Source organism: Burkholderia sp. LK4 (genome assembly GCF_001043615.1).
Taxonomy (GTDB): domain Bacteria; phylum Pseudomonadota; class Gammaproteobacteria; order Burkholderiales; family Burkholderiaceae; genus Burkholderia; species Burkholderia cepacia.
Window position 1 is genome coordinate 43,163 of sequence record NZ_LDUL01000064.1, and the last position, 18,696, is coordinate 61,858.

Consider the following 18,696-nt stretch of genomic DNA (forward strand, 5'->3'; position numbering starts at 1 on the left):
AGCCGCCCACCTGCCCACCCGATCAACCGCCCACCCGCTCAACCGATCTCGATCGGCACATACAGGCGCGTGCCGCCGCGCTGGACGAGCAGCGCGACGTTGCCGCGCGCGGCATCGATCTCGGCCATCAGCGCGCCGATGTTCGCGACCGGCGTGCCGTTGACCGACAGCACGATATCGCCGGCCTGCAACCCCGCGCGCGCGGCCTGGCCGCTCGCCTGCTCGACGACGAGCGCCTGGCCGACGCCGAGCCGCTGGCGCTCCTGCTCGGTCGCCGCGCGCAACGCGAGCCCGAACCGCGCGGGCCCTTGCTCGCCGCTTGCCGGCGCCGACCCGCTGTCGAATGCGGCGACGGTCGCGATCACGTGCCTCGCCTTGCCCGCGCGCCACACCAGCAGGTCGGCTTGCCGCCCGGCCCGCATGAGCGCGACCGTGCCGAGCAGATCCGCCGATTCGGCGACCGGCTTGCCGTCGACGGCGAGCACGACGTCGCCCGGTTGCAGGCCCGCGTGCGCGGCCGGGCCGTCCGGTTCGACCATGGTGATCAGCGCGCCGTCCGGGCTCGCGAGGCCGAACGAACGTGCGAGTGCCTGGCTTACCTCCTGCACGGCCACGCCGAGCCGGCCGCGCGTGACCTTGCCGGTGCGCAGCAGCTGGTCCTTCACGTCGAGCGCGATGTCGATCGGGATCGCGAACGCGAGCCCCTGGTAGCCGCCCGTCTTCGAGAAAATCATCGAGTTGATCGCGATCACGCGGCCGCCGAGATCGAACAGCGGGCCACCCGAATTGCCGGGGTTGATCGGCACGTCGGTCTGGATGAACGGAATCGCGCGCTCACCGGGCAACGAGCGCGATTTCGCGCTGACGATGCCCTGCGTGACCGTGTTCGCGAATCCATACGGCGAACCGATCGCCATCACCCAGTCGCCCACCTCGGTGCGTGCCGGGTCGCCGGTCGCGACGACCGGCAGGTCGTGCGCGTCGATGCGGATCACGGCAACGTCGGAGACGGGGTCGCTGCCGATCACGCGCCCCTTGAACTGCCGTTTGTCGGTCAACTTCACGTCGATCGCGACGGCGTCGCCGACCACGTGCCGGTTGGTCAGGATCACGCCGTCCGCACTGACGATGAAGCCGGAGCCGAGGCTCACTTCCTCGCGGTTGCCGATCACGCGCCGCGCGAGAAACGGCGCGAGCGGATGATCGGGCGCGATGCCCGGCGGCAGCTGGATGCCCATCTGCGTGACTTCGCGCGTGACGCTGATGTTGACGACGGCCGGGCCGACGCGCCGCACCAGCGCGGCGAAGTTCGGCAACGCAACGGCCGGCGCAGGCGACGCGGCAACCGGCTGCGCCGGCCGTTCGGCGGCCGATGCCGATGCCGGTGCCGGTGTCGTTGCACCGGCGCACGCGCAGGCCAGCGCCAGCCCGCCCGCCATCGCTCGCAGCACAACCGCCCGGTTCGTGTACCTGCCCGCCTTCATGTCGCTGCTCCTCGTCGGTTCGCGCCGGAACGCCGCCGGCTCATCGATACGCGCGCGGCACGCCCGGCCGCACGCATTACTTCGGCGGCACCGCGACCGGCGCATCCGGCCGCTGCGGCGTCACCGACCGGCCCCAGTTCGAACCGAACCGGTTCCGCTCGGTCGACAGGTTGAAAGTACCGAGACGGTTCGACGGCTGCTTCGACAGCCGCTCCGCATCCGTCTGCGATGCGCCCGCCTGCGGATCGGCCTTCGGCGTCAGTTGCCGGCTCAGGCAGTCGTACGACAGCGCACGCTTGCCGTCGACTTCCGCATCGACGCACACCGGCTTCGTGGCCGCCCCCGCGCTCGCCGCCGCGCGGCCGCCCTGCGCGTGCGTGCCGGTTGCCACCAGCAGGCAGACGATCGTCGCGATTGCGCTTCGTCGCATCTTCATGCGCGCTCCTTCAGAAATGACGCCATGGCACCCGCGCTGCCGCGGTCACACGTTCGCGCCCGGCACCGACGTGCGCGCCAGGAAACGCGCGAACGCCGCGCGATCGGCGTCGTCGACGGCCGGCTCTTGCGTATCGACCCGCTGCGCCCAGGCGTCGCGCATGCCGTCGACCGGCTGCCACGCCTGCACCTGCGCGCCGGTCGGATACGGCGTGACGAGCGGCTCGCGATAGTCGACGCGAAACAGCGACGGCGCGCCGTTGCCGGCCGCCCACAGATCGCCGACGTCGCGCACGCTCGCGTCGAACCAGAATCGGACCCACCGCACGCCAGGCGCGCGTGCGTCGACGCCCGACGCATCGGCGCCCGACGCATCGGTACCCGAAACATCGGCACCCGACGCGTCCGGCACGCGCAGGAAACCGGCAAGCACGAGCAGCACGGCCGCCAGATCGTCGTCGCGCAACATCCGGTACGACCAGAGATCCGCGACGTCGACGCAGGCGATCACCGCGATGAAGCGCCCGATCGTGAGCGCGGGCCACGCGCGCCGCATCAGTGCGTAATGACGCGCCCAGTGCGCCACGAAGCGCTCGCGATGCCGGGCGGCCACCTGCGCGTCGCGCGAGCCGCGAATCGTCAGGTCCTCCGGCTGGTACTGGCGCGTGGTGAGCACGCACTGCGCGGAGCATCGCGCGCTCCGGTGCCGCGCGTAACCGCCCGCACCGGGCAACGGCTCCAGCGCCCCAAAGCACAGCGGGCAATGCGTGGGCCACTCGCCGGGCCGGCCCGGCCACGGGTTCGCTTTCGGCATGCGCGGGCGGTCGGCAGCCCCGGCCGGGCGGCGGCGCCCCGGCGTGCGCGCATCGGGTGCGCCGACGCGCGGCGTCGAACGGACGGTTCCCATGCGCGCGCCTACCGGGCGGATGCGAGCGCTTTCTTCAGCGCGTCTTCGTTGATCGGCGCGTTAGCGGCGAGCTTCGCGAGATACGCCTGCGCATTCTGCTGCGTGCGCTGCGCGCGCAGCATCGCGCGCAGTTGCTCCTTCACGTCGGCCAGCGGGCGCGGTGCGGCCGCGCGAACGTCGATCAGCTTCACGACATGAAAGCCGGCCGGCGTCTGGATCGGCGCGGAGACCTGGCCCGGCTTCAACGCGTCGGCCGCCTGACGGACTGCCGGCACCATCAGCTGATCGGGCACGAACCCGAGATCGCCGCCGTTCGCGGCGCTCGCCTTGTCCTGCGAATTCGCCTTCGCGAGCGCTGCGAAATCGCCGCCGCGCGCGCGGCTCGCGAGATCGGCCGCCTGCTTGCGCGCCTTGTCGAGCGTCGCGGCATCCGCGTTCGGCGGCACCGCGATATAGATCTGCGCGACGTGCAGCGCGCGCGGCGCGGTGAACGCGGCGCGATTCTTGTCATACGCGGACTGCAGCTCCGCGTCCGACGGATAGTCGGCCGGCGGTGCATTCGCCGACGCCAGGTAGCTGCGCACGACGATGTCGCGCTGCGCCTGTTCGACGGCCGCCTGCACCTGCGCCTGCTTGTCCCAGCCCTTCGATTTCGCCTCGGCCAGCACGGCCTTCTGCGCGAGCGTCGAACGCACGACCTGGTCGAGCGCCGCGGGATCGGCCGCGAGACGCTCGCGCCCTTCGGGGCTCACCGACTTCAGCAGCCCCGCGATATCGGCCTGCGTGACCGATGCCTGCGCGGCATTCGCGATCACGTCGTCCTGTGCGTGCGCAATGAACGGCGCACCCAGCACGAGACTGCCTGCCACCGTCGCCAGCATCTTCATCTTCGTCATCATCGTTCGACTGCCCTCTCGATCGTTCCTGAATTGCGGACGCCGCATCGGCGCGCGTCCGTCAGCGTCATGCGCAGGACGAGCGGCTGCGCCATCCCGCGTGGCGGCGCCGCGCCGACCGCCCGGCCGACGAGTGCGGCGTGCAGCGCCGCGTCGAGCGCCGCTTGCCCGGCCGCACCGCTGTCGATGCGCGTCACGTGCCCGTACCGGTCGAGCCACGCGCGCACCGGCAGCACGGGACGGTCGTCGCCCGCATCGGCCCGTTCGCCGGCCCAGCGCTCGATGCCGGCGCGCAGGCGGCAAACCGCCGCGTCGTCGCTTTCGTTGTCGCCGTCCAGCGTCGCCTGCAGCCACCGCGCGATGCGCTGTGCATACGCGCCCCACGCGGCGGGTATATCGCTCGCGGCCGCGGCTTTCGCGTCGTGCCGCGCGCGGCCCGGCAACCACGCACGCAGCATGGCGCCGATCCGGCTGCTGCCGCGCATCACTGCGCGGCAGCCTCGACTGCTGCCGTGGCCGCTTCGGCGGTCGATGCGCGTGCCTGGTCGCCGGCCGCCGCACGCGCCGCCGCTTCCTGCCCGGCCATCGCGGGACGGTTGCGCAGGTGCAGCAGGAATTCCTGGATCAGCCGGTCCCACAGCTCGATCGTCGAGCGCAGGTAGCGCTCGGACACGCCGCCCGCGACGATCACGTCCATTTCCAGCGCAAGAAACTGCCCGTGGCTCGCGAGACGCGCGAAGCGCTTGGTCCGGTTCCAGTCCGCGACGAGCTCGGCCGGCAACTCACCCTGCACCTGCAGCACGCACGACAGCGTGTAATCGATGTACGGCAGCGCGGCGGGCGTTGCATCGGCACCCTGCGGCGCGAGCGCGGCAGCCGGGTTGCCGAAGCGCACCGCGAAGCCGATGCCCTGGCTCGCGCTCATCAGCTGCACCGCGCCGTTCTGCTCGGCCGCCGTCACGCGATAGCCCGCGCGGCGCAGCACGTCGGCGAGACGGTCGGCGCTGATCGCTTCGATCGGCGCGTCGTGTGCCGCGCGTTCGTCGCCAGCGTTCGGTTGCTTGTCTTGCATGTCTGTCTTCCCCATGTTCAACGAATCGATCGGTTCAATCCCGGTTGCGGGCCGCGCGCTCACTGCGCGTTCGCCGAAGCGGCCGAAGCCGGTGCCGGTGCCGGTGCCGGCGCGGCGGCAACCGGCCGCGCGGCCGGATCGTACTTGCCCGCGTACAGCGCATCGCCGTAGCGTTGCGCGAGGTCGTCGTACTTCACGCGCGCCGACTGCGCGAACGGCTGCCGCGACGAGAACAGCGTGCCGATGCCGACGTGCTCGTACGCGTCGAGAATCTCGTGCCCCACGCGATACAGCTCGGCATTGTGTGCCTGGCAGGTTTTCAGCTGCGTGTCACGCGCGGCGACGTCCTTCTGCAGTTGCGTGTGCTGCGCATCGCGGGCACGCGACACGGTCAGCAGGTCCTCGTAGGACGACTTGTATTTCGCCAGCGACTTCGCGTCCTGCTCGCGGCCCGCCCGTTCCTGCGCAAGCGCGCGCCTCGCCGCGGCCTCGGCGCCCGAGTCGCCGCGCGCGGCCGCCAGTTGCCCCTGCATCGCCTTCAGCTGCGCAAGTGCGTCGTCGCGCTGCTTCTCGGCCGCCGCCTTGTCGCTCTGCAACTGCGCCTGGCTGTCCTGCAACTGGCGCAGCTCCTGCACGGTCGAGCGCAACTGGCTGCGCAGCTTGTCCTCGATGCTCTGCGCATGCGCGCCGCCGGCCGCGGACAGCAGCGTGCCGGCCAGGGCGGCCGCGAGCATCGTGCGAGTGATCGTGTTCATTCCCGGCTCCGGTCAGAAGCGAGCATTGAGCTCGATCTGCAGCACGTCGATCGATACCGGCGGCCCGTACACTTCCTTCGAGCTCAGGTAGCGGGCCGACACCCACGTGTCCCGTGCAACCGCGTAGGCGGCGCCGAGCACGTAACCGCGCGCGTTGGTGCCGCCCAGGTGGAAGTCGGGATCGTTGAACGCGTCGAGCACGGCGTCCGGCTGCAGGTACTTGTATGCGATCGAGAAGTTCCACTGGCCCTTCTCGCGCGGTTCCGGCTCGCCGAACGTCGCCTTCGCGAGGAAGCCGTTCGGGCCGCTGCGATAGTCGGCGCGCGTCGCGTTCACCGACGTCGATTCGTAGTTGTTGACCGGCAGCGACGCCGCCGCGAACGCCTTGTTGTCGTTGTACGCGAGGTTGCGCACGTATTCGCCGTCGAGACGCAGCTTGAAGCGGTCGGCGACGACCGTATCCCACTGCGCCTTCAGGTCGAGCAGCCTGTAGTTGTACGCGAGACCGAAAAGCTGCGGCTGCGGCGTCATCCCTGGCGCGAGGTTCGGGTTCTGCACGATGTTGCGCAGTGCGATCAGCGTGTTGCCGCCCTGCATGAATGCCGGCGCCTCGTTGTCGGTGCTGCAGCTCGTCGCGCCGAGATACAGTGCGCACGGCGACGACAGCGTGCCTCGCATGTTCTGGAAGTCGTAATACGCGACGGCGCCACGCAGCCGGTTCTTCGCATCGATCTTCCAGTCGGCGCCGAACTGCGCGCCGATCATCCACTTCGTGTCGCTGCCGGCCTTGTCGGTGCTGTTCGACGGGAAGTTCTCGCTCGTGTACTGGATCGGGAACACGCCGAGCGTGCCGAACAGCGTGACGTCCGGATTCCACGGCAGCGCATGGCGCAGGTTCGCGGCGAGCCCGTCCATCATCAGGTCGTCGGAGAACACCAGGTCCGACTTGAAGAACGGGTTGTCGAAACGGCCGGCCGTCAGGTTCAGCCACGATGTCGGCTTGTACGCGAAGAACGCCTTGTTCAGCCAGATGTTCTTCTTCCCCCAGCCGCCGCCCGCGGTCGACGTGGTCGACACCGGCCCATTGTCGTTGCCGCTCGCGAGCTGGAGGCCGGCGATCATCTCGTCGGACAGCGTCGCCGTCACGCCGAGCCGCGCGCGGTAGCGCAGCAGGTTGTTGCGGTTCTGCGTGGTGTTCTGGGTCGGCAGCTGCGTCGTGTTGGTGTTCGGGTTGATGTCGAACCCGTTGCCCTGGTTGATCGCCGCGAAGTTCGTCACGTTGTTCGCGTTGCGGCTGCCGTAGAAGTGGTACTCGTCACGCACGCGCATGTCGCCGTCGAGCTTGATGCGCGACACCCAGTCGGGAAACGTGTTCGGCTGCGCCCAGTTCTCGGCCTTGGCCTGCGCGATCACTTCCTGCTTCACCTGGTCGCGGATCTGGTCGCGCACGAGCTGCGGCACGTACGGCACCGCGACGTCGCCCGGCTGCGTCGGCGGGTTGACCACGCCGCCCGCCACGACCGGTGCGCCCGATGCGCGCGCCGACCTCGCCTGCACGGCTTCCGTGCGCGCTTCGGCAATCAGCTCGTTCGCGTTCTGCTGCGTGAGCACGCCGCGCTTGACGAGCAGGTTGATCAGGTTGATCACCACGCTTTCCGTCGGCGCGGCCTTCCCCGACGCCGCCTGCGCCTCGAGCGATTGCCCGTGCGCGGCGGACGCGCACGTCAGCCCGAGCGTCAGCACCGCCGCACCGACGCGCGACAGGCGCGCGGGCAGCGCGCCGTTGCGGGGCACCCCACCCCGTCCGTTCATCTTCCGAATCATCGAAGCACTCCGAACAATTTTCGTTTCTTTTCCGGCAGCATCCGTGCGACGGCGCTGCCCCATGATTCTTGCGTGGTCTCTGTCGCGCATCGTCATGCCGGCTTGCGGCCCTGGAGCTTGACGAGCACCGGATACGCGGTCGCGGGCGGCGGCACCTCATCGACCCTGCCGAGCGCCTCGACCGCCGCGACGACGGCCGCGTCGATCTTCGCGTCGCCGGTGGACTGCGCGATCGTCACCTTCGTGATCCGCCCCGACGTGTCCATCCACAGGTTCAGGCTGCCCGCGAAACGGGCGCCGCCTGCCTCCTGCACGCCCTTGTCCTGCTCGATCGCACGCTGCAGCACGTACACCATGTATTGCGCATAGCTCGCGTTGCCGAACTTGCCGCCCCCGCCGCTGCCCAGCATGCCCGACCCGTCGCCCGCGCCGATGCCGAAGTTGTCGCTGCCCGCCTGCGCGTCGGCATTCATCGTCATCTGCTTCGGCTGGTTGTCCGACGGCTTCGGCGCCTCGGACGGCTTCGGCGCGATCGTCGGCCGCTCGACCGGCGTCTTGACCTCTTCCTTCACCTTCTCGGGCGGCGGCTTCTGTTTCGGCGGCGGCGGGGGCGGCGGCAGCGGGATCACCGTCGTCACCTGCGGCGCGCTCACGCGCTTCACGCCTGCGGTATCGCCCGCGAAACGCCAGATCAGCGCGGCCACGCCGGCAAGCACCAGCGCGATCGCGACGGGCTTCACGTAGCGGCCGGGGCCCTTGTCCGGCGGGCCGCCGTTATAGGTCATTTCCATCGCGTCAGCCGCCCTGCTTCGCCTTGCCGGTCACGAGCCCGACCTGCGACAGGTCGAGGCGGCGCAGCAGGTCGAGCACGTCCATCACCTTCTGGTACTGCACGCCCGCGTCGCCCTTCAGCACGATCGGGAAATCCGGGCTGGTCGCCTTCTCGGTGCGCAGCCGGCTCTCGAGCTCGTCCATCGTCACCGGGTACGCGTCGAGGAACACCTGCCCCGAATCGGCGACCGTGATCGCCTTCGTCTTCGGCTTCGCGAGACTCGCGGACGAGCTCGCCTTCGGCAAGTCGACCTTGATGCCCTGCACCGACGCGGTCGTCATGATGATGAAGATGATCAGCAGCACGTACGCGAGGTCGAGCATCGGCGTGATGTTGATGTCGTCGTACGGCTTGTCGTCGTCCTGAACCTGCATGGTGGTCTCCTGCGTGCGATGCGGTCAGTCGGCCAGCACCGCGTGATCGGGCGCGCGGTGCGCTTCGGCGAGGCGCGTGACGAATTCGTCGACGAACACCTGCATGTTCGCGGTCACGTTCTTGTTGCGGATCAGCAGGTAGTTGTAGCCGAACAGCGCGGGGATCGCGACGAACAGCCCCGTGACGGTGGCGAGCAGCGCGGCCGCGATACCCGGCGCGATCGCGTTCACGTTGACGTCGCCGGCCGCCGCGATCGCCGCGAACGTGATCATCACGCCGACCACCGTGCCCAGCAGCCCGAGGAACGGGCCGCCCGAGATCGCGATCGTCAGCAGTACCATCGACTTCGACAGCCGCTGGTTTTCGCGCACGAGCGTCGCGTCCATCGACGCGCGGATCGCCTCGATCGATTCGGACGTGATCACCGTGCGGCCGTTGCCGTCCACGCGGCTGTGGATTTCATGCACGCCGGCCTTGTACAGCCGGTACAGCGACGACTGGTACAGCCGGCGGCCGTCGGCGCTCGCTTCGTCGACATGCGCGAGACCGACCAGGTGGCGGCCCGCCACTTCGCGGAAACGCTGCACGAAATACTGGTTCGCCTTGTCGACGGTGCCGACGTAGCGCGCCTTGGTCCACATCACGATCCACGACACGAGCGCCATGCCGAGCAGGATCGTGATGACGACCCACGCGTCGACGGTCACCGACTGCACGATCACGCCGAAATAGCCGAAGCCGAAGCCCGACTGCTTCTCGTCGGCGCCATACGCGACGAGCTTCGATTCCGAGCCCTGCGCGAGCGCATCGACCGCGATCGCGGCCGGCGAGCGCGCGACCTTCGACAGGCGCAGCTCGTCGAGCGCGCCCGCATACGCGGCGAACCCGGCCGGCGCGCCGGTCGTGTCCGCCGCGACCGTCGCCGCGCCGGTCAACGCGGGCAGCGTCGCCGCGACTTGCGCGGCCTGCTTGCCGTTCACGTAGACGGTGAGGTTCTTGCCGTCGGCCGTGACCGCAAGATAGGTCCACTGGTTCGCGACGACCGGCGAGGCGGCCGGCGTGCGCACCGGTGCCGGATTGCCGGCTGCGCCCTGGACTTCCGCGAACGGCACGCCGTTGTCGAGGCCGACCAGCAGCGCGTTCGCGCCATCGCGGCGGCTGTAGAGCAGCGTGTTCGGCGCCAGCGCCGACGGCTTCACCCATGCGCTGAACGTGAAGCTGCCGCCGGCCGGCACATTCAGCGACGCGCTCGCCGGCAACGTCAGCGACCCCGTACCGTCGAAGCGCGCACCCTTGCCGACGATGCCGTCCTCGACCGTACGGAACGCCGCGTTCTGCGCATTGTTGCCATACGCGGTCGCATCCTTCGGTGGCGCACCCGCCGCACCGTTGAAGTGGTAGACGAGCGTGTAGTCGGCATCGAACGTCTCGGCCGGCTTGCTGCCGTCGGGCGCCTTCTTGTTGCCGTAGTACATCCAGATCGACTCCGCGGCACCGGCCGGCATCTTCGGCACGTCGACCCAGATCAGCGCGACGCCGAGTACCGGGTCGTATTGTTCGACGTGGTAGTTCAGCGGCGTCTTGTCGTCACCGGCGACGAAGCGGATGTCGGCACCGTTGTCGGCCAGCCCGTCGAACTGGAAGTTGCCCGAGTGCAGGCGGATCAGCAGCGGCACGCGGCCGGCCGACTCCGCGAGGTTCGCGCCTTTCGCGCTCGCGTCGATCGTGATCGCCTTCCGGTACGACCAGTCGTTCTGCCACCATGCGTTCGCGATGCCGGGCAGCACGCCGAGCATCACCGCCAACAGGAAAAACAAGACTCGCTTCACGATCCACTCCCCGAATGTGCGGGCGCCGCGCTCGTCGCATCGCCCCGGCACGATCAAAAAAATCCGTCAGAACCCCAGCCTTACGAAGAAATCGAACCGCGGGCTGTACTGCCGCGTATAGACGCCCGCCTTCAACGGCCAGCCGGCCTCGAAATCCGCGCTCGCATACTTCATGATCTGCACCCGTGTGCCGACGCCGACACTCATCAGGTTGAAGCGCGCCGTCTGCTCCGGCAGCGGGCTCAGCAGCCACAGGTGCGCCGCGTCGAAGAACGCGTGGAAGCGCCACTCGTTCACGCGGCTGCCGACCACGCCGCCGAGCCATTTCGCGAGCGACGGACTGCGCAGCTCGAGCGACGCGATCACGCCGCTGTCGGCCGTGTCCTCTGCCTGCATGTAGCCGCGCACGCTGTTCATCCCGCCCGCGGCGAACTGCTCGCTCGACACGAGCGGCGAGTTCGAGATCTGGGCGTTCACGTGCGCGTTGGCCTGCATGTCGTTCGCGAAGCGCTGCGTGTGGTTCACGTCGAACTTGCCGTACACGAAATCGGGCGTTGCGTTGTAGCGCTTGTTGTCCCACGCGCCCCAGTCACTGCCGAGGCCGCGGATGTTCGTCGTCAGCGACGCGGAAAACGACGTCTGCGAGTTCTTCAGGCTCAACTGGCCGTTGTACGACAGCGTCACCGGCACGTACGTGAGCGGCGCCGTCGAGCCGCCCTGCCCCGGCAGCGACACGTCCTCGTCGTAATGCTTGCGATCGATCTCGATGCTGACCGAATGCGCGTAGGTCTCCGTCGCCGGCAGCGAATAGATCGCGGTGAAGCCGTACGTGGTGCCCTTGCCCAGCACGTTGGTGTTGCCGACCGACGCGACGTTGCTGTCCGAATGCACGACCGTCGCGAGGAAACTCCAGCGCGAATCCCTGATCGGCGCGAGATACGAGAACGCATAGACACGCGCATCGTTCGGATGCTGCGGCGCGAGCACGTAGGTGCCGGAAATCACGTGGCCGAGCTGCCACAGATTCGAGTAGCTGAGGTTCGCGGTCGTGCGCAGCGTCGACGTGCCGGGGCTGTTGTCGTTGTTCAGTTCGAGCGAGCCGTGCAGCGGGCTGTGATCGTCGACCTTCAGGTCGACGTCGACCGTCTGCGGCAGCGCACCCGGCTTGAGGATCGGAATCACCTGCCGGTCCGCCGAGCGGTTCAGGTCGGTGAGCTGCTGCTGCGCCTGGTTGAAATCGGGCACCTGGCCCTCGGCCAGCGCGGGCACCGCGTCGCGAATGTTCTGCGGCGAATTGTATTGCGCGCCGTCGACGCGCAAGCGCCCGACCTTCGCTTCCGTCACCTGCAGCAGGATCACGCCGTTCTTCACCTGCTGCTGCGGCAGCTCGACGACGACCGACTGGTAGCCGCGATCCTGGTACGCCTTCTGCAACGCGTCACGTGCCGCGTTCACGTCGGCGAGCGTGCGGCCCGGCCCTTCGAACGGATACACGGCCTTCTCGATCTCGAGCGTCGGCAACGTCGTGTTGCCGCGCACCACGAAGGCATTCACGTCGAACGACTGCGGTGCGGCCGGTGCCGCCTTCGCGGCCGGCGCGGCTTCCTGCGCATGAACGCCCGGTGCGAGGCCCATCCCTCCGGCCAGCACGACGCCCGCCAGGCATCGGCAGTTCAGCCGCCATCGTTCGCGTGACTTGCGGTCTACTCTCGGCGGCATGCGCCATTCCCCTTTGTTGTTCCGGATCGAAGCGAAGCTGTCGCGAACTGCCGCCGCTCCGCTATCAGTTGCCTGTTTCACTTTGATGACTCTTTGTTCGTCATCCTTAGCATGAACTGCGAAATACCATTTCCCGCTATCGATCCGGACTCAGCCGTGCCGCAGCGGTGCCGCCTGCGGATCGGCCGCACCACCGAACTGCGCGACGGCGAACCGCATCAGCGCGTCGACGCACATCGCGAGCGACGCGCGGCCGGTGTCGATCGTGAGATCGGCTTCGACCGGTGGTTCATACGGCGCCGAAACACCGGTGAATTCCGGCAGCACATCGCTCCGCGCCTTCGCATACAGCCCTTTCGGATCCCGCGCCTCGCAGCAGGCGAGCGGCGTGCTCACATACACTTCACGGAATGCCGGCCCGACGATCGCTCTCGCGGCATCGCGCATCGCCGCGAGCGGCGAAATGACCGCAACGATCGCAAGCGCGCCCGATTCGCTCGTCAGTGCCGCGACTTCGGCGATGCGCCGCACGTTTTCGAAACGGTCCTGCACCGTAAAGCCGAGATCCCGATTCAGCCCCGTCCGCAGCCGGTCGCCGTCGAGCACCACCGGATGCACGGATCGGTCGCGCAGTTGCGCCGCCACCGCATCGGCCAGCGTCGTCTTGCCCGCGCCCGACAGCCCCGTGAGCCACAACACCCCGCCGGCCCGCGGCGACGCTCTCCACCCTGCACGCGCTCCGTCTACCGATAAGGACGAAACGACGCCGGGAAACCCGCAACGATCGATCGTCATCACGCCTGCTCCGCCGCGTTCGCGGGTTCATCGTCCTCGCGCAGACGCGGCTGCCGGATCGGCGTGAAATTGAAATAACCGTCGATCACGCTGATGCATGAGTAGCGTGTGTTGACCGCGAGCAGCACGTGCTTGTCGAACGCCATGTCGTGCAGGTCGAGATCGCCGGTGTAGTACGACATGCGCGGCACGAACATCGCGTCGTAATGATCCGGGCGGGCCGGATAGCGCGGCGCGAGCGTCGACACGTTGGCGAACACCATCAATTCGTGCATCGTCGCGACCGCGAGCCGGTTACCCGACACGGCCATCCCCATCGAGCGCGGCAACAGGCACGCGGACAACGTGGGCACACCGTTATCGGCGCCGATCACGGCCACGCCGGACGGGCGGCGGCTCACGGCCAGCGAGCACCCGAGCGCCTCGAGCTCCTGCAGGAAACGCCCCGTGTCGCGCAGGTTGACGACCGGCGACAGCGCTTGCGCCTGCCGCGCCGATACGTCGTCCGTCGGCGTGCCGCGCTCGCCGGCCGGCCGGGTTTCCTCGAACTGTTCCACTGTCATGCACCTGTCGGCTTCACGCCGCCTGATGAGAAAAAATGCGCGCGTCCGCGTGTTCCCGCCCGCCGGCACGACGCATGCGCGCCGGTCGCGGATGGGGCCGCATACGGCACACCGAGTCGCAGCTCCCACCTACCTAGACGGAACGAAGCGCGCATTGCCGCAATGTTTTTTGCGTGACGTCGACCGGTCCGCCGGCACGGGCAGGCGGTCGACGCAAGCGGCCTGCAATGCGCGCGCAGCGCTCCCTCGCGCAGGACGCGCGAGACGCGGTGCATGACCTTGCTTGGCCCCCGTTTCGTGTACGTGCGTCGTCCGGCCGACCTGCGGCGCGTCAGCGTGCTGCCATTGCGCGCGGACGACCGGAAAACGTGTCGCCGTCTGGCCAGCCCGCGCGAAAACGCGACGTGCCGGCGTGCGGCCCGACAATCCTCGGGTTTCAACCGGGAAGTTTTTGTGACATTCCGCTGAAGATATTCACGAAACGCTCGCGAAACACGGCGCGAGATCGCCGGGACCGTTTACGGTGCATCGCCGGCGCATCGCCGTATCGCGACGCACGCAACGGCACGCACGAAATCCTGCGGCTTGCGCGCGCCCGCTTCGTCCTAGCTATTGAGAACGAAACACGTCAACGACAGGACACTCCATGTCATTCGCCACGATGCTCGTCCGGTGGCTCGCCGGGCGGTTGTCCGGCGCCGCCGGAATGCCCGGCCGGCCGCTGCCGCCCGCCGCTCATGTCGCGCCGCATCCGCCGCTGCGCTGGCGCACGCCGTGGCTCGCGTGGCAACTGCTGTCGTGGTCCGCGCTCACGCTGCTCGCGCCGCCGATCTGGACGATCGGCACGCTGCTGCTGATCAATCCGTCGAGCGACCAGCCGCTGTTCTGGGCGCTCGCGATGGCGATCGTGCCCGTCGCGAACGGGGTCGCGATCGTCACGACGAACCAGCGCCATCACCGCGCGCCGTTCACGCGGCGCCCGGCGGTCGCGGCGCACATGTTCGCGATCGCGATGGCCGTCGGCTGCGCGCTGTTCGGGCTGCTGCTGTGGCGGTCGCACGCGATCGCCGGCCTCGTCGGCCCGCTTGCCGACGACGGCATGCGTCCCGTGACGCTCGCATGCTGGGTCGCGGGGCTGGCCGCGCTGTTCGGCGTCGCGTCATCCGCGCATGCGAGCATCGCGCATGCGTGGCTGGCGTTCGAGGTGTGAGCGCGCCGCGCCGACACTGCGGGGGCACGCGGATGCATCGATTCGGAAAAGACAGGACGGCGCACGCACGACGCGAACGCGGCATCGCGATCGTGACGGTGCTGCTCGTCGTCGCGCTGGCGGCCACGCTCGCGGCCAGCGTGCTGTGGCGCCAGCAGGTCGCGACGCGCGACGTCGAGAACCAGCGGCTCGCGACGCAGACGATGTGGATCGAGCGCGCCGCGGTCGAATGGGCACGCGCGACGCTGCGCGCACAAAGCGCGACGTCGAACGTCACGTTCGCCGGCCAGACGTGGTCGGCACCGGTTGCCGACGTGCCGCTCTCGGACCTGTTGCCGTCCGACGCGCTAACGGTCAACGCCGAGCTGTCGCGCGCGTGGATCTCGGGCAGCGTCGAGGACGCGCAGGCGCGCTTCAACCTGACGAACCTCGTGTCGCGCGCCGCGCCCGGCAAGCCGTGGCAGTCCAACGGCGAAGGCGTGCTGGCGTACCGGCGCCTGCTCGGGCAGCTGTCGCTGGACCCGGCGCTCGCGCAACCGACGGCCGACTACATGCTGCGCTCGCTGCGCGACGCGAACGGCCCGGGCGGCTGGCCGCTGCAGCTCGTGTCCGTCGACGATCTCGCACGCATTCCCGGCTACGACGCGCATGCGGTCGCGGCGCTCACGCCGTTCGTCACGATCCTGCCCGACCTGACCGTCGTCAACGCGAACACCGCGCCCGAACCCGTGCTCGTCGCCGCGATTCCGACGCTGTCGGCGAGCCAGGCCAGGCGGCTCGTCGACCGGCGCGCCACCGCCTACTTCGTCAGCACCGGCGACATCGCCGAATACCTGTTGCCCGCGCAGGGCGGCAACCCGACGCTGCCGGACGGCTCGGCCGTGGGCGTGAACAGCGGCTATTTCATCGTGCACTGCCGCGTGCATTCGGCGCGGATCAACACGCGCATCGACACGCTGATCGCGCGCTACGGCAGCGGCAATTTCGCGTGGACGTCGGTCATCTGGGTGCGGCGGCTGACGAGTTGAAGCCGGAGGCGGCACGTGCCGGCGCGATGAACGGCAAGCCGGGCCGGCAACGTGCGGCCGGCGCCCGCTAATTCAACGACGACTCGCTCAGCGTCACCGGGCGCAGGCCCTGCGACGCGGCCGCATCGAACGACAGCCGCGTGAAGCTCGTCTCGCGCACTTCGCCGAGCAGCCGGTTCCAGTCGTCGATCGACACGAGCAGCGCGATCGGCCGGTTGTACTTGGTGACCATCACGAGCGCCTCGCCCGCGTGCCGCAGCGCCTTCGACGGATTGCTGCTGAAGTCGCGCGTCGCCATCGCGATCGTGCGCAGACTGAACACGTTCGCGGCCGGATCGTCGCCGTCGTCGTGCATCAGGCGCTCGAGCGTCGCCGCGCGCAGCATCGCCTGCGACTTCGCGGACAGCCGGTTGTCACGGCGCCGCCGCCGCTCGCTGCGCGGGTCGACGTGCGCAGCGAGCATCCGCACGATCTGGCCGAGCGCCGTCGCCGGCAACTGGTCATAACGCTGCCACCAGTCCGGCGGCAGCGCGATCATCATGCCCGCGTAGGTGGCCGCCACGCCGTCGGCGATCAGCGACGGCAGGCGCTCGACGTCGCGCGCGTCGAGATCGAGCGTGCCGCCGACGACACGCGTCATCACGCTGAACGCGTTGTAGGCAAACGCGGCGATCCCGCTCGCCAGCAGTGCCGCACGCGCGGGCACGGCGCCGAACGGCGCGCCGCACGCGACGGGTTCGAGCGCCAGCGGCAACGCGTCACGCCAGCGCCGGCACGACAGTGCAACGACCTGTGGCGCGTCGAACCGCCCGGCCGGCAGATTGGTCAACAGCGTGACGATGTCGCCGGAGGCCTCCGCGCCGTGCCATTCGATCCGTCGAAACGCGCCCGACACGCCGCCTTCGCCGGCCATCCCGACGGATTGTTCGCGCACGCGCCCGGCGCCGAACACGCCCGCTTCCCGCCAGTCGCCGAGCGGCCGGCACGCCGCCGGGCAGGCGTATTCGCGCAACACGAACGCACCGCCGCGACGCGGCCAGCCGGACAGGATCGCGTCCGTATCGAAGCGCCCGTCGACGATCCACAGCTCGCCCGGTCGAACCGTTTCCAGCAGCGCGCCGACGAATGCACGCTCGTGCGACCGACCCCGCTCGCACGGCAGCAGGTCGACGATCATCCCGAGATCCGGATCGTAGACCGGCAGGACGCGCACACCGCCCGCCGCCGCATCGCGCGCGGGGTCGTCGCACGCGCGCCCGCAGTCGCAACCGCCGGCCCGCGGCGCACAAGCCTCGCCGGCCCCGTCCAGCACGCGCAGCCGCATCCCGTCGACCGCACGCGCACCGTCGACGCCGCGCACCGACGCGACCGGCAGCAGCAAGTCGACGCTGTCCCTTACCAGCGCGCGCCCCCAGCCGGCCCGCCACCGGCTCATGCAATCGTGCAGCGCCGTCACGGCCGTACCCACCCCCGGCGCAGCGGCCGCCTCGCCGTCGGACATCCGCCGTCGCCCCGCAATCGACGCGAGCGCGTCGACGGCCAGGGCAAACAGCGCCTCGCGGATCGACTCGCCGTCGGGTTCGTCGCCGGCGTCCGCCGCGGCGCCGACCCAGTCGTCGTGCAGCGCGCATTGCAGCACGAGCCGCGCCATGATCGTCATCGGGCTCTGCTCGACAAAGCGTTCCACGATCGTGCGCATCATCGGGTTACCCCACATTGTCCGGTTGAACGCGCGGGCCGCCGCAACGGGACGCGCACGCGTGCGGCGCGATGCGTTCGCACTTGACGGCGCGCGGTCGACACCGCAGCATCGTGGGCGACCCGATCCGCGCGACGACACGCCGTCGCGACGGTCCGCCCGCAATCGATGCACGAGGCACCGGCATGTACGTAGATCCCCGCGTGGCGCACGGCCGCGCCCGGTTCGACCTGAGCGGCTCGCCACGGCTCGTCGCCGACGAGCGCCGCTGGGAAATCAGCGACGTCGTCACGCGCGGCATCGACGATTTCAACGGCGTGCGCAACCGCCGCAACCTGCTGCGGCTGCTCGAACGCCAGATCGCACCGAAACTCGCGCGCCTCGGTCTCGAACCGTACGTCGGTGCGCTCGGCCGGGCCGAAGGGCTGTTCGTCAATTTCTCGACGATGAGCGCCGAGCACGGGCTGCGCGAATTCCAGCTTCAGCTGACGGTGCCCGACCTCGTGCTGCGCAGCTTCGCGTCGAACGTGATCCGGCCGCACGCGGTCGCGCGCTGCATGCAGCGCAACGGCGTGATGTCGCTGGCGGAAGTCGAACATGAAACGCGCATCGCATTCGTCGCGGCGCGCGTGATGCGCTCGCTCGCGCTCGCGGAAGGCTGGCGGCAGATCGGCGTGCCGACGCCGCACGGGTTGTTCGTCGGCGCGCTGACCGACGCGGACGACGTCGCGATGAACACGTATTTCCGGCCCGGCGACAACGACCGGCCGTCGCGCTGGAGCGGCTTCTCGGCGGTCTTCGCGACGATGCCGGACTGGCGCCCGGAACAGGTCCGGCACGGCGGCGAACTGCTGCAATGGATGGTCAACCATATCGTGGCCCTGCAAGAATCCGCATCGTTCGTCGAACGCTTTCCCTTTCTGCGCGAGCCGCTGCGCGATGCCGGCGATCCGCTCGATGCCGCATGGAACGGCGCACGCGCGGGCCTGCAGCCCGGGTCGCCATCCTGAATCGGGAATCCGGGTTGTCGTGACGCGGCCGGCACGTACTCGCCACGCGCGCCGCCGCCATGCATGAACGGCGATCCGGGAGCCGTCTCCGGCCCCCGTTCCCCGGTCTCCGCTTTACCGCCCCTCTTCACGGTCCTGCTACACGGCCCCCTCGCTCTCTCGTATACAAGGTCGAAGCGGGCCTGCATAACCCGCAGACTTTCTTCCGGCGCCATTGGGTCAACGCGCGAATGCGATCGCGCACCACACCGGTGCGTGCGCGG

Annotated in this window: 18 protein-coding genes; 3 read left to right on the forward strand and 15 right to left on the reverse strand. The window is 69.4% G+C overall.

What is annotated here, in order from left to right; genetic code table 11:
• Positions 1 to 38: 38 nt before the first annotated feature.
• The 14 genes from VK92_RS29025 to VK92_RS29090 all read right to left on the reverse strand — a co-directional run bounded on the left by VK92_RS29025 (position 39) and on the right by VK92_RS29090 (position 13,486).
• A complete protein-coding gene (locus tag VK92_RS29025; protein ID WP_048022641.1) occupies positions 39 to 1,484 on the reverse strand; it encodes a Do family serine endopeptidase in 1,446 nt (481 codons plus the stop codon).
• A gap of 76 nt (positions 1,485 to 1,560) precedes the next feature.
• Entirely contained in the window at positions 1,561 to 1,920 is a 360-nt protein-coding gene (locus tag VK92_RS29030; protein ID WP_021161950.1) for a hypothetical protein, read from the reverse strand.
• A gap of 45 nt (positions 1,921 to 1,965) precedes the next feature.
• The gene (locus VK92_RS29035) at positions 1,966 to 2,826 is read right to left on the reverse strand and encodes a hypothetical protein (protein ID WP_048022642.1); all 861 of its coding nucleotides are present in this window, start codon (positions 2,824 to 2,826) and stop codon (positions 1,966 to 1,968) included.
• A gap of 8 nt (positions 2,827 to 2,834) precedes the next feature.
• The gene (locus tag VK92_RS29040; protein WP_042976691.1) at positions 2,835 to 3,725 is read right to left on the reverse strand and encodes a peptidylprolyl isomerase; all 891 of its coding nucleotides are present in this window, start codon (positions 3,723 to 3,725) and stop codon (positions 2,835 to 2,837) included.
• Positions 3,722 to 4,180, reverse strand: coding sequence for a hypothetical protein (locus tag VK92_RS29045; RefSeq protein ID WP_231600545.1), 459 nt, complete (start codon positions 4,178 to 4,180; stop codon positions 3,722 to 3,724). The genes VK92_RS29040 and VK92_RS29045 overlap by 4 nt, the downstream gene beginning before the upstream one ends.
• Positions 4,181 to 4,206: 26 nt before the next feature.
• On the reverse strand, positions 4,207 to 4,794 hold the full coding sequence (locus VK92_RS29050; RefSeq protein WP_042976690.1) for a YbjN domain-containing protein: 588 nt from the start codon (positions 4,792 to 4,794) through the stop codon (positions 4,207 to 4,209).
• A 59-nt stretch (positions 4,795 to 4,853) separates the two neighbouring features.
• Complete coding sequence (locus VK92_RS29055) at positions 4,854 to 5,549, reverse strand: hypothetical protein (protein ID WP_048022644.1); 696 nt, start codon at positions 5,547 to 5,549, stop codon at positions 4,854 to 4,856.
• Between the two features lie 12 nt (positions 5,550 to 5,561).
• A complete protein-coding gene (locus tag VK92_RS29060) occupies positions 5,562 to 7,373 on the reverse strand; it encodes a putative porin (protein ID WP_048022645.1) in 1,812 nt (603 codons plus the stop codon).
• A 92-nt stretch (positions 7,374 to 7,465) separates the two neighbouring features.
• On the reverse strand, positions 7,466 to 8,164 hold the full coding sequence (locus tag VK92_RS29065) for a TonB family protein (protein WP_053076265.1): 699 nt from the start codon (positions 8,162 to 8,164) through the stop codon (positions 7,466 to 7,468).
• 4 nt (positions 8,165 to 8,168) lie between these two features.
• Entirely contained in the window at positions 8,169 to 8,579 is a 411-nt protein-coding gene (locus tag VK92_RS29070; protein WP_021161942.1) for an ExbD/TolR family protein, read from the reverse strand.
• A 24-nt stretch (positions 8,580 to 8,603) separates the two neighbouring features.
• Positions 8,604 to 10,409, reverse strand: a complete 1,806-nt coding sequence (locus VK92_RS29075) for a DUF2341 domain-containing protein (RefSeq protein WP_048022677.1) — start codon at positions 10,407 to 10,409, stop codon at positions 8,604 to 8,606.
• A gap of 66 nt (positions 10,410 to 10,475) precedes the next feature.
• Positions 10,476 to 12,128, reverse strand: a complete 1,653-nt coding sequence (locus VK92_RS29080) for a ShlB/FhaC/HecB family hemolysin secretion/activation protein (protein WP_053076266.1) — start codon at positions 12,126 to 12,128, stop codon at positions 10,476 to 10,478.
• Positions 12,129 to 12,278: 150 nt separating this feature from the next.
• The gene (cysC, locus tag VK92_RS29085; protein WP_231600546.1) at positions 12,279 to 12,827 is read right to left on the reverse strand and encodes an adenylyl-sulfate kinase; all 549 of its coding nucleotides are present in this window, start codon (positions 12,825 to 12,827) and stop codon (positions 12,279 to 12,281) included.
• 95 nt (positions 12,828 to 12,922) lie between these two features.
• Entirely contained in the window at positions 12,923 to 13,486 is a 564-nt protein-coding gene (locus VK92_RS29090; RefSeq protein ID WP_231600548.1) for a DUF4915 domain-containing protein, read from the reverse strand.
• Between the two features lie 646 nt (positions 13,487 to 14,132).
• On the opposite strand from VK92_RS29090, the gene VK92_RS29095 reads away from it, so the two are divergent.
• A complete protein-coding gene (locus VK92_RS29095) occupies positions 14,133 to 14,696 on the forward strand; it encodes a hypothetical protein (protein ID WP_048022647.1) in 564 nt (187 codons plus the stop codon).
• A 32-nt stretch (positions 14,697 to 14,728) separates the two neighbouring features.
• Positions 14,729 to 15,724: a type II secretion system minor pseudopilin GspK gene (gene gspK, locus VK92_RS29100; RefSeq protein ID WP_048022680.1), complete on the forward strand. Its 996-nt coding sequence runs from the start codon at positions 14,729 to 14,731 to the stop codon at positions 15,722 to 15,724.
• Positions 15,725 to 15,791: 67 nt separating this feature from the next.
• Here the strand turns inward: gspK and VK92_RS29105 are convergent, their stop codons facing one another.
• Positions 15,792 to 17,426 (reverse strand): transposase, encoded by a 1,635-nt coding sequence (locus tag VK92_RS29105; RefSeq protein WP_048022648.1) that lies wholly within the window; start codon positions 17,424 to 17,426, stop codon positions 15,792 to 15,794.
• A 182-nt stretch (positions 17,427 to 17,608) separates the two neighbouring features.
• Between VK92_RS29105 and VK92_RS29110 the strand changes: the two genes are divergently transcribed.
• On the forward strand, positions 17,609 to 18,433 hold the full coding sequence (locus VK92_RS29110) for a hypothetical protein (RefSeq protein WP_048022649.1): 825 nt from the start codon (positions 17,609 to 17,611) through the stop codon (positions 18,431 to 18,433).
• Positions 18,434 to 18,696: the final 263 nt, after the last annotated feature.

What these genes read in the sequence shown, in the direction of transcription:
- VK92_RS29080 (WP_053076266.1), bottom strand. Translation starts at nt 12,128, where the DNA reads ATGCCGCCGAGAGTAGACCGCAAGTCACGCGAACGATGGCGGCTGAAC.
- VK92_RS29055 (WP_048022644.1), bottom strand. Translation starts at nt 5,549, where the DNA reads ATGAACACGATCACTCGCACGATGCTCGCGGCCGCCCTGGCCGGCACG.
- VK92_RS29030 (WP_021161950.1), bottom strand. Translation starts at nt 1,920, where the DNA reads ATGAAGATGCGACGAAGCGCAATCGCGACGATCGTCTGCCTGCTGGTG.
- VK92_RS29110 (WP_048022649.1), top strand. Translation starts at nt 17,609, where the DNA reads ATGTACGTAGATCCCCGCGTGGCGCACGGCCGCGCCCGGTTCGACCTG.
- VK92_RS29045 (WP_231600545.1), bottom strand. Translation starts at nt 4,180, where the DNA reads ATGCTGCGTGCGTGGTTGCCGGGCCGCGCGCGGCACGACGCGAAAGCC.
- gspK (WP_048022680.1), top strand. Translation starts at nt 14,729, where the DNA reads ATGCATCGATTCGGAAAAGACAGGACGGCGCACGCACGACGCGAACGC.
- VK92_RS29070 (WP_021161942.1), bottom strand. Translation starts at nt 8,579, where the DNA reads ATGCAGGTTCAGGACGACGACAAGCCGTACGACGACATCAACATCACG.
- VK92_RS29025 (WP_048022641.1), bottom strand. Translation starts at nt 1,484, where the DNA reads ATGAAGGCGGGCAGGTACACGAACCGGGCGGTTGTGCTGCGAGCGATG.
- VK92_RS29065 (WP_053076265.1), bottom strand. Translation starts at nt 8,164, where the DNA reads ATGGAAATGACCTATAACGGCGGCCCGCCGGACAAGGGCCCCGGCCGC.
- VK92_RS29095 (WP_048022647.1), top strand. Translation starts at nt 14,133, where the DNA reads ATGTCATTCGCCACGATGCTCGTCCGGTGGCTCGCCGGGCGGTTGTCC.
- VK92_RS29050 (WP_042976690.1), bottom strand. Translation starts at nt 4,794, where the DNA reads ATGCAAGACAAGCAACCGAACGCTGGCGACGAACGCGCGGCACACGAC.
- VK92_RS29040 (WP_042976691.1), bottom strand. Translation starts at nt 3,725, where the DNA reads ATGATGACGAAGATGAAGATGCTGGCGACGGTGGCAGGCAGTCTCGTG.
- VK92_RS29090 (WP_231600548.1), bottom strand. Translation starts at nt 13,486, where the DNA reads ATGACAGTGGAACAGTTCGAGGAAACCCGGCCGGCCGGCGAGCGCGGC.
- VK92_RS29105 (WP_048022648.1), bottom strand. Translation starts at nt 17,426, where the DNA reads ATGATGCGCACGATCGTGGAACGCTTTGTCGAGCAGAGCCCGATGACG.
- VK92_RS29035 (WP_048022642.1), bottom strand. Translation starts at nt 2,826, where the DNA reads ATGGGAACCGTCCGTTCGACGCCGCGCGTCGGCGCACCCGATGCGCGC.
- VK92_RS29060 (WP_048022645.1), bottom strand. Translation starts at nt 7,373, where the DNA reads ATGATTCGGAAGATGAACGGACGGGGTGGGGTGCCCCGCAACGGCGCG.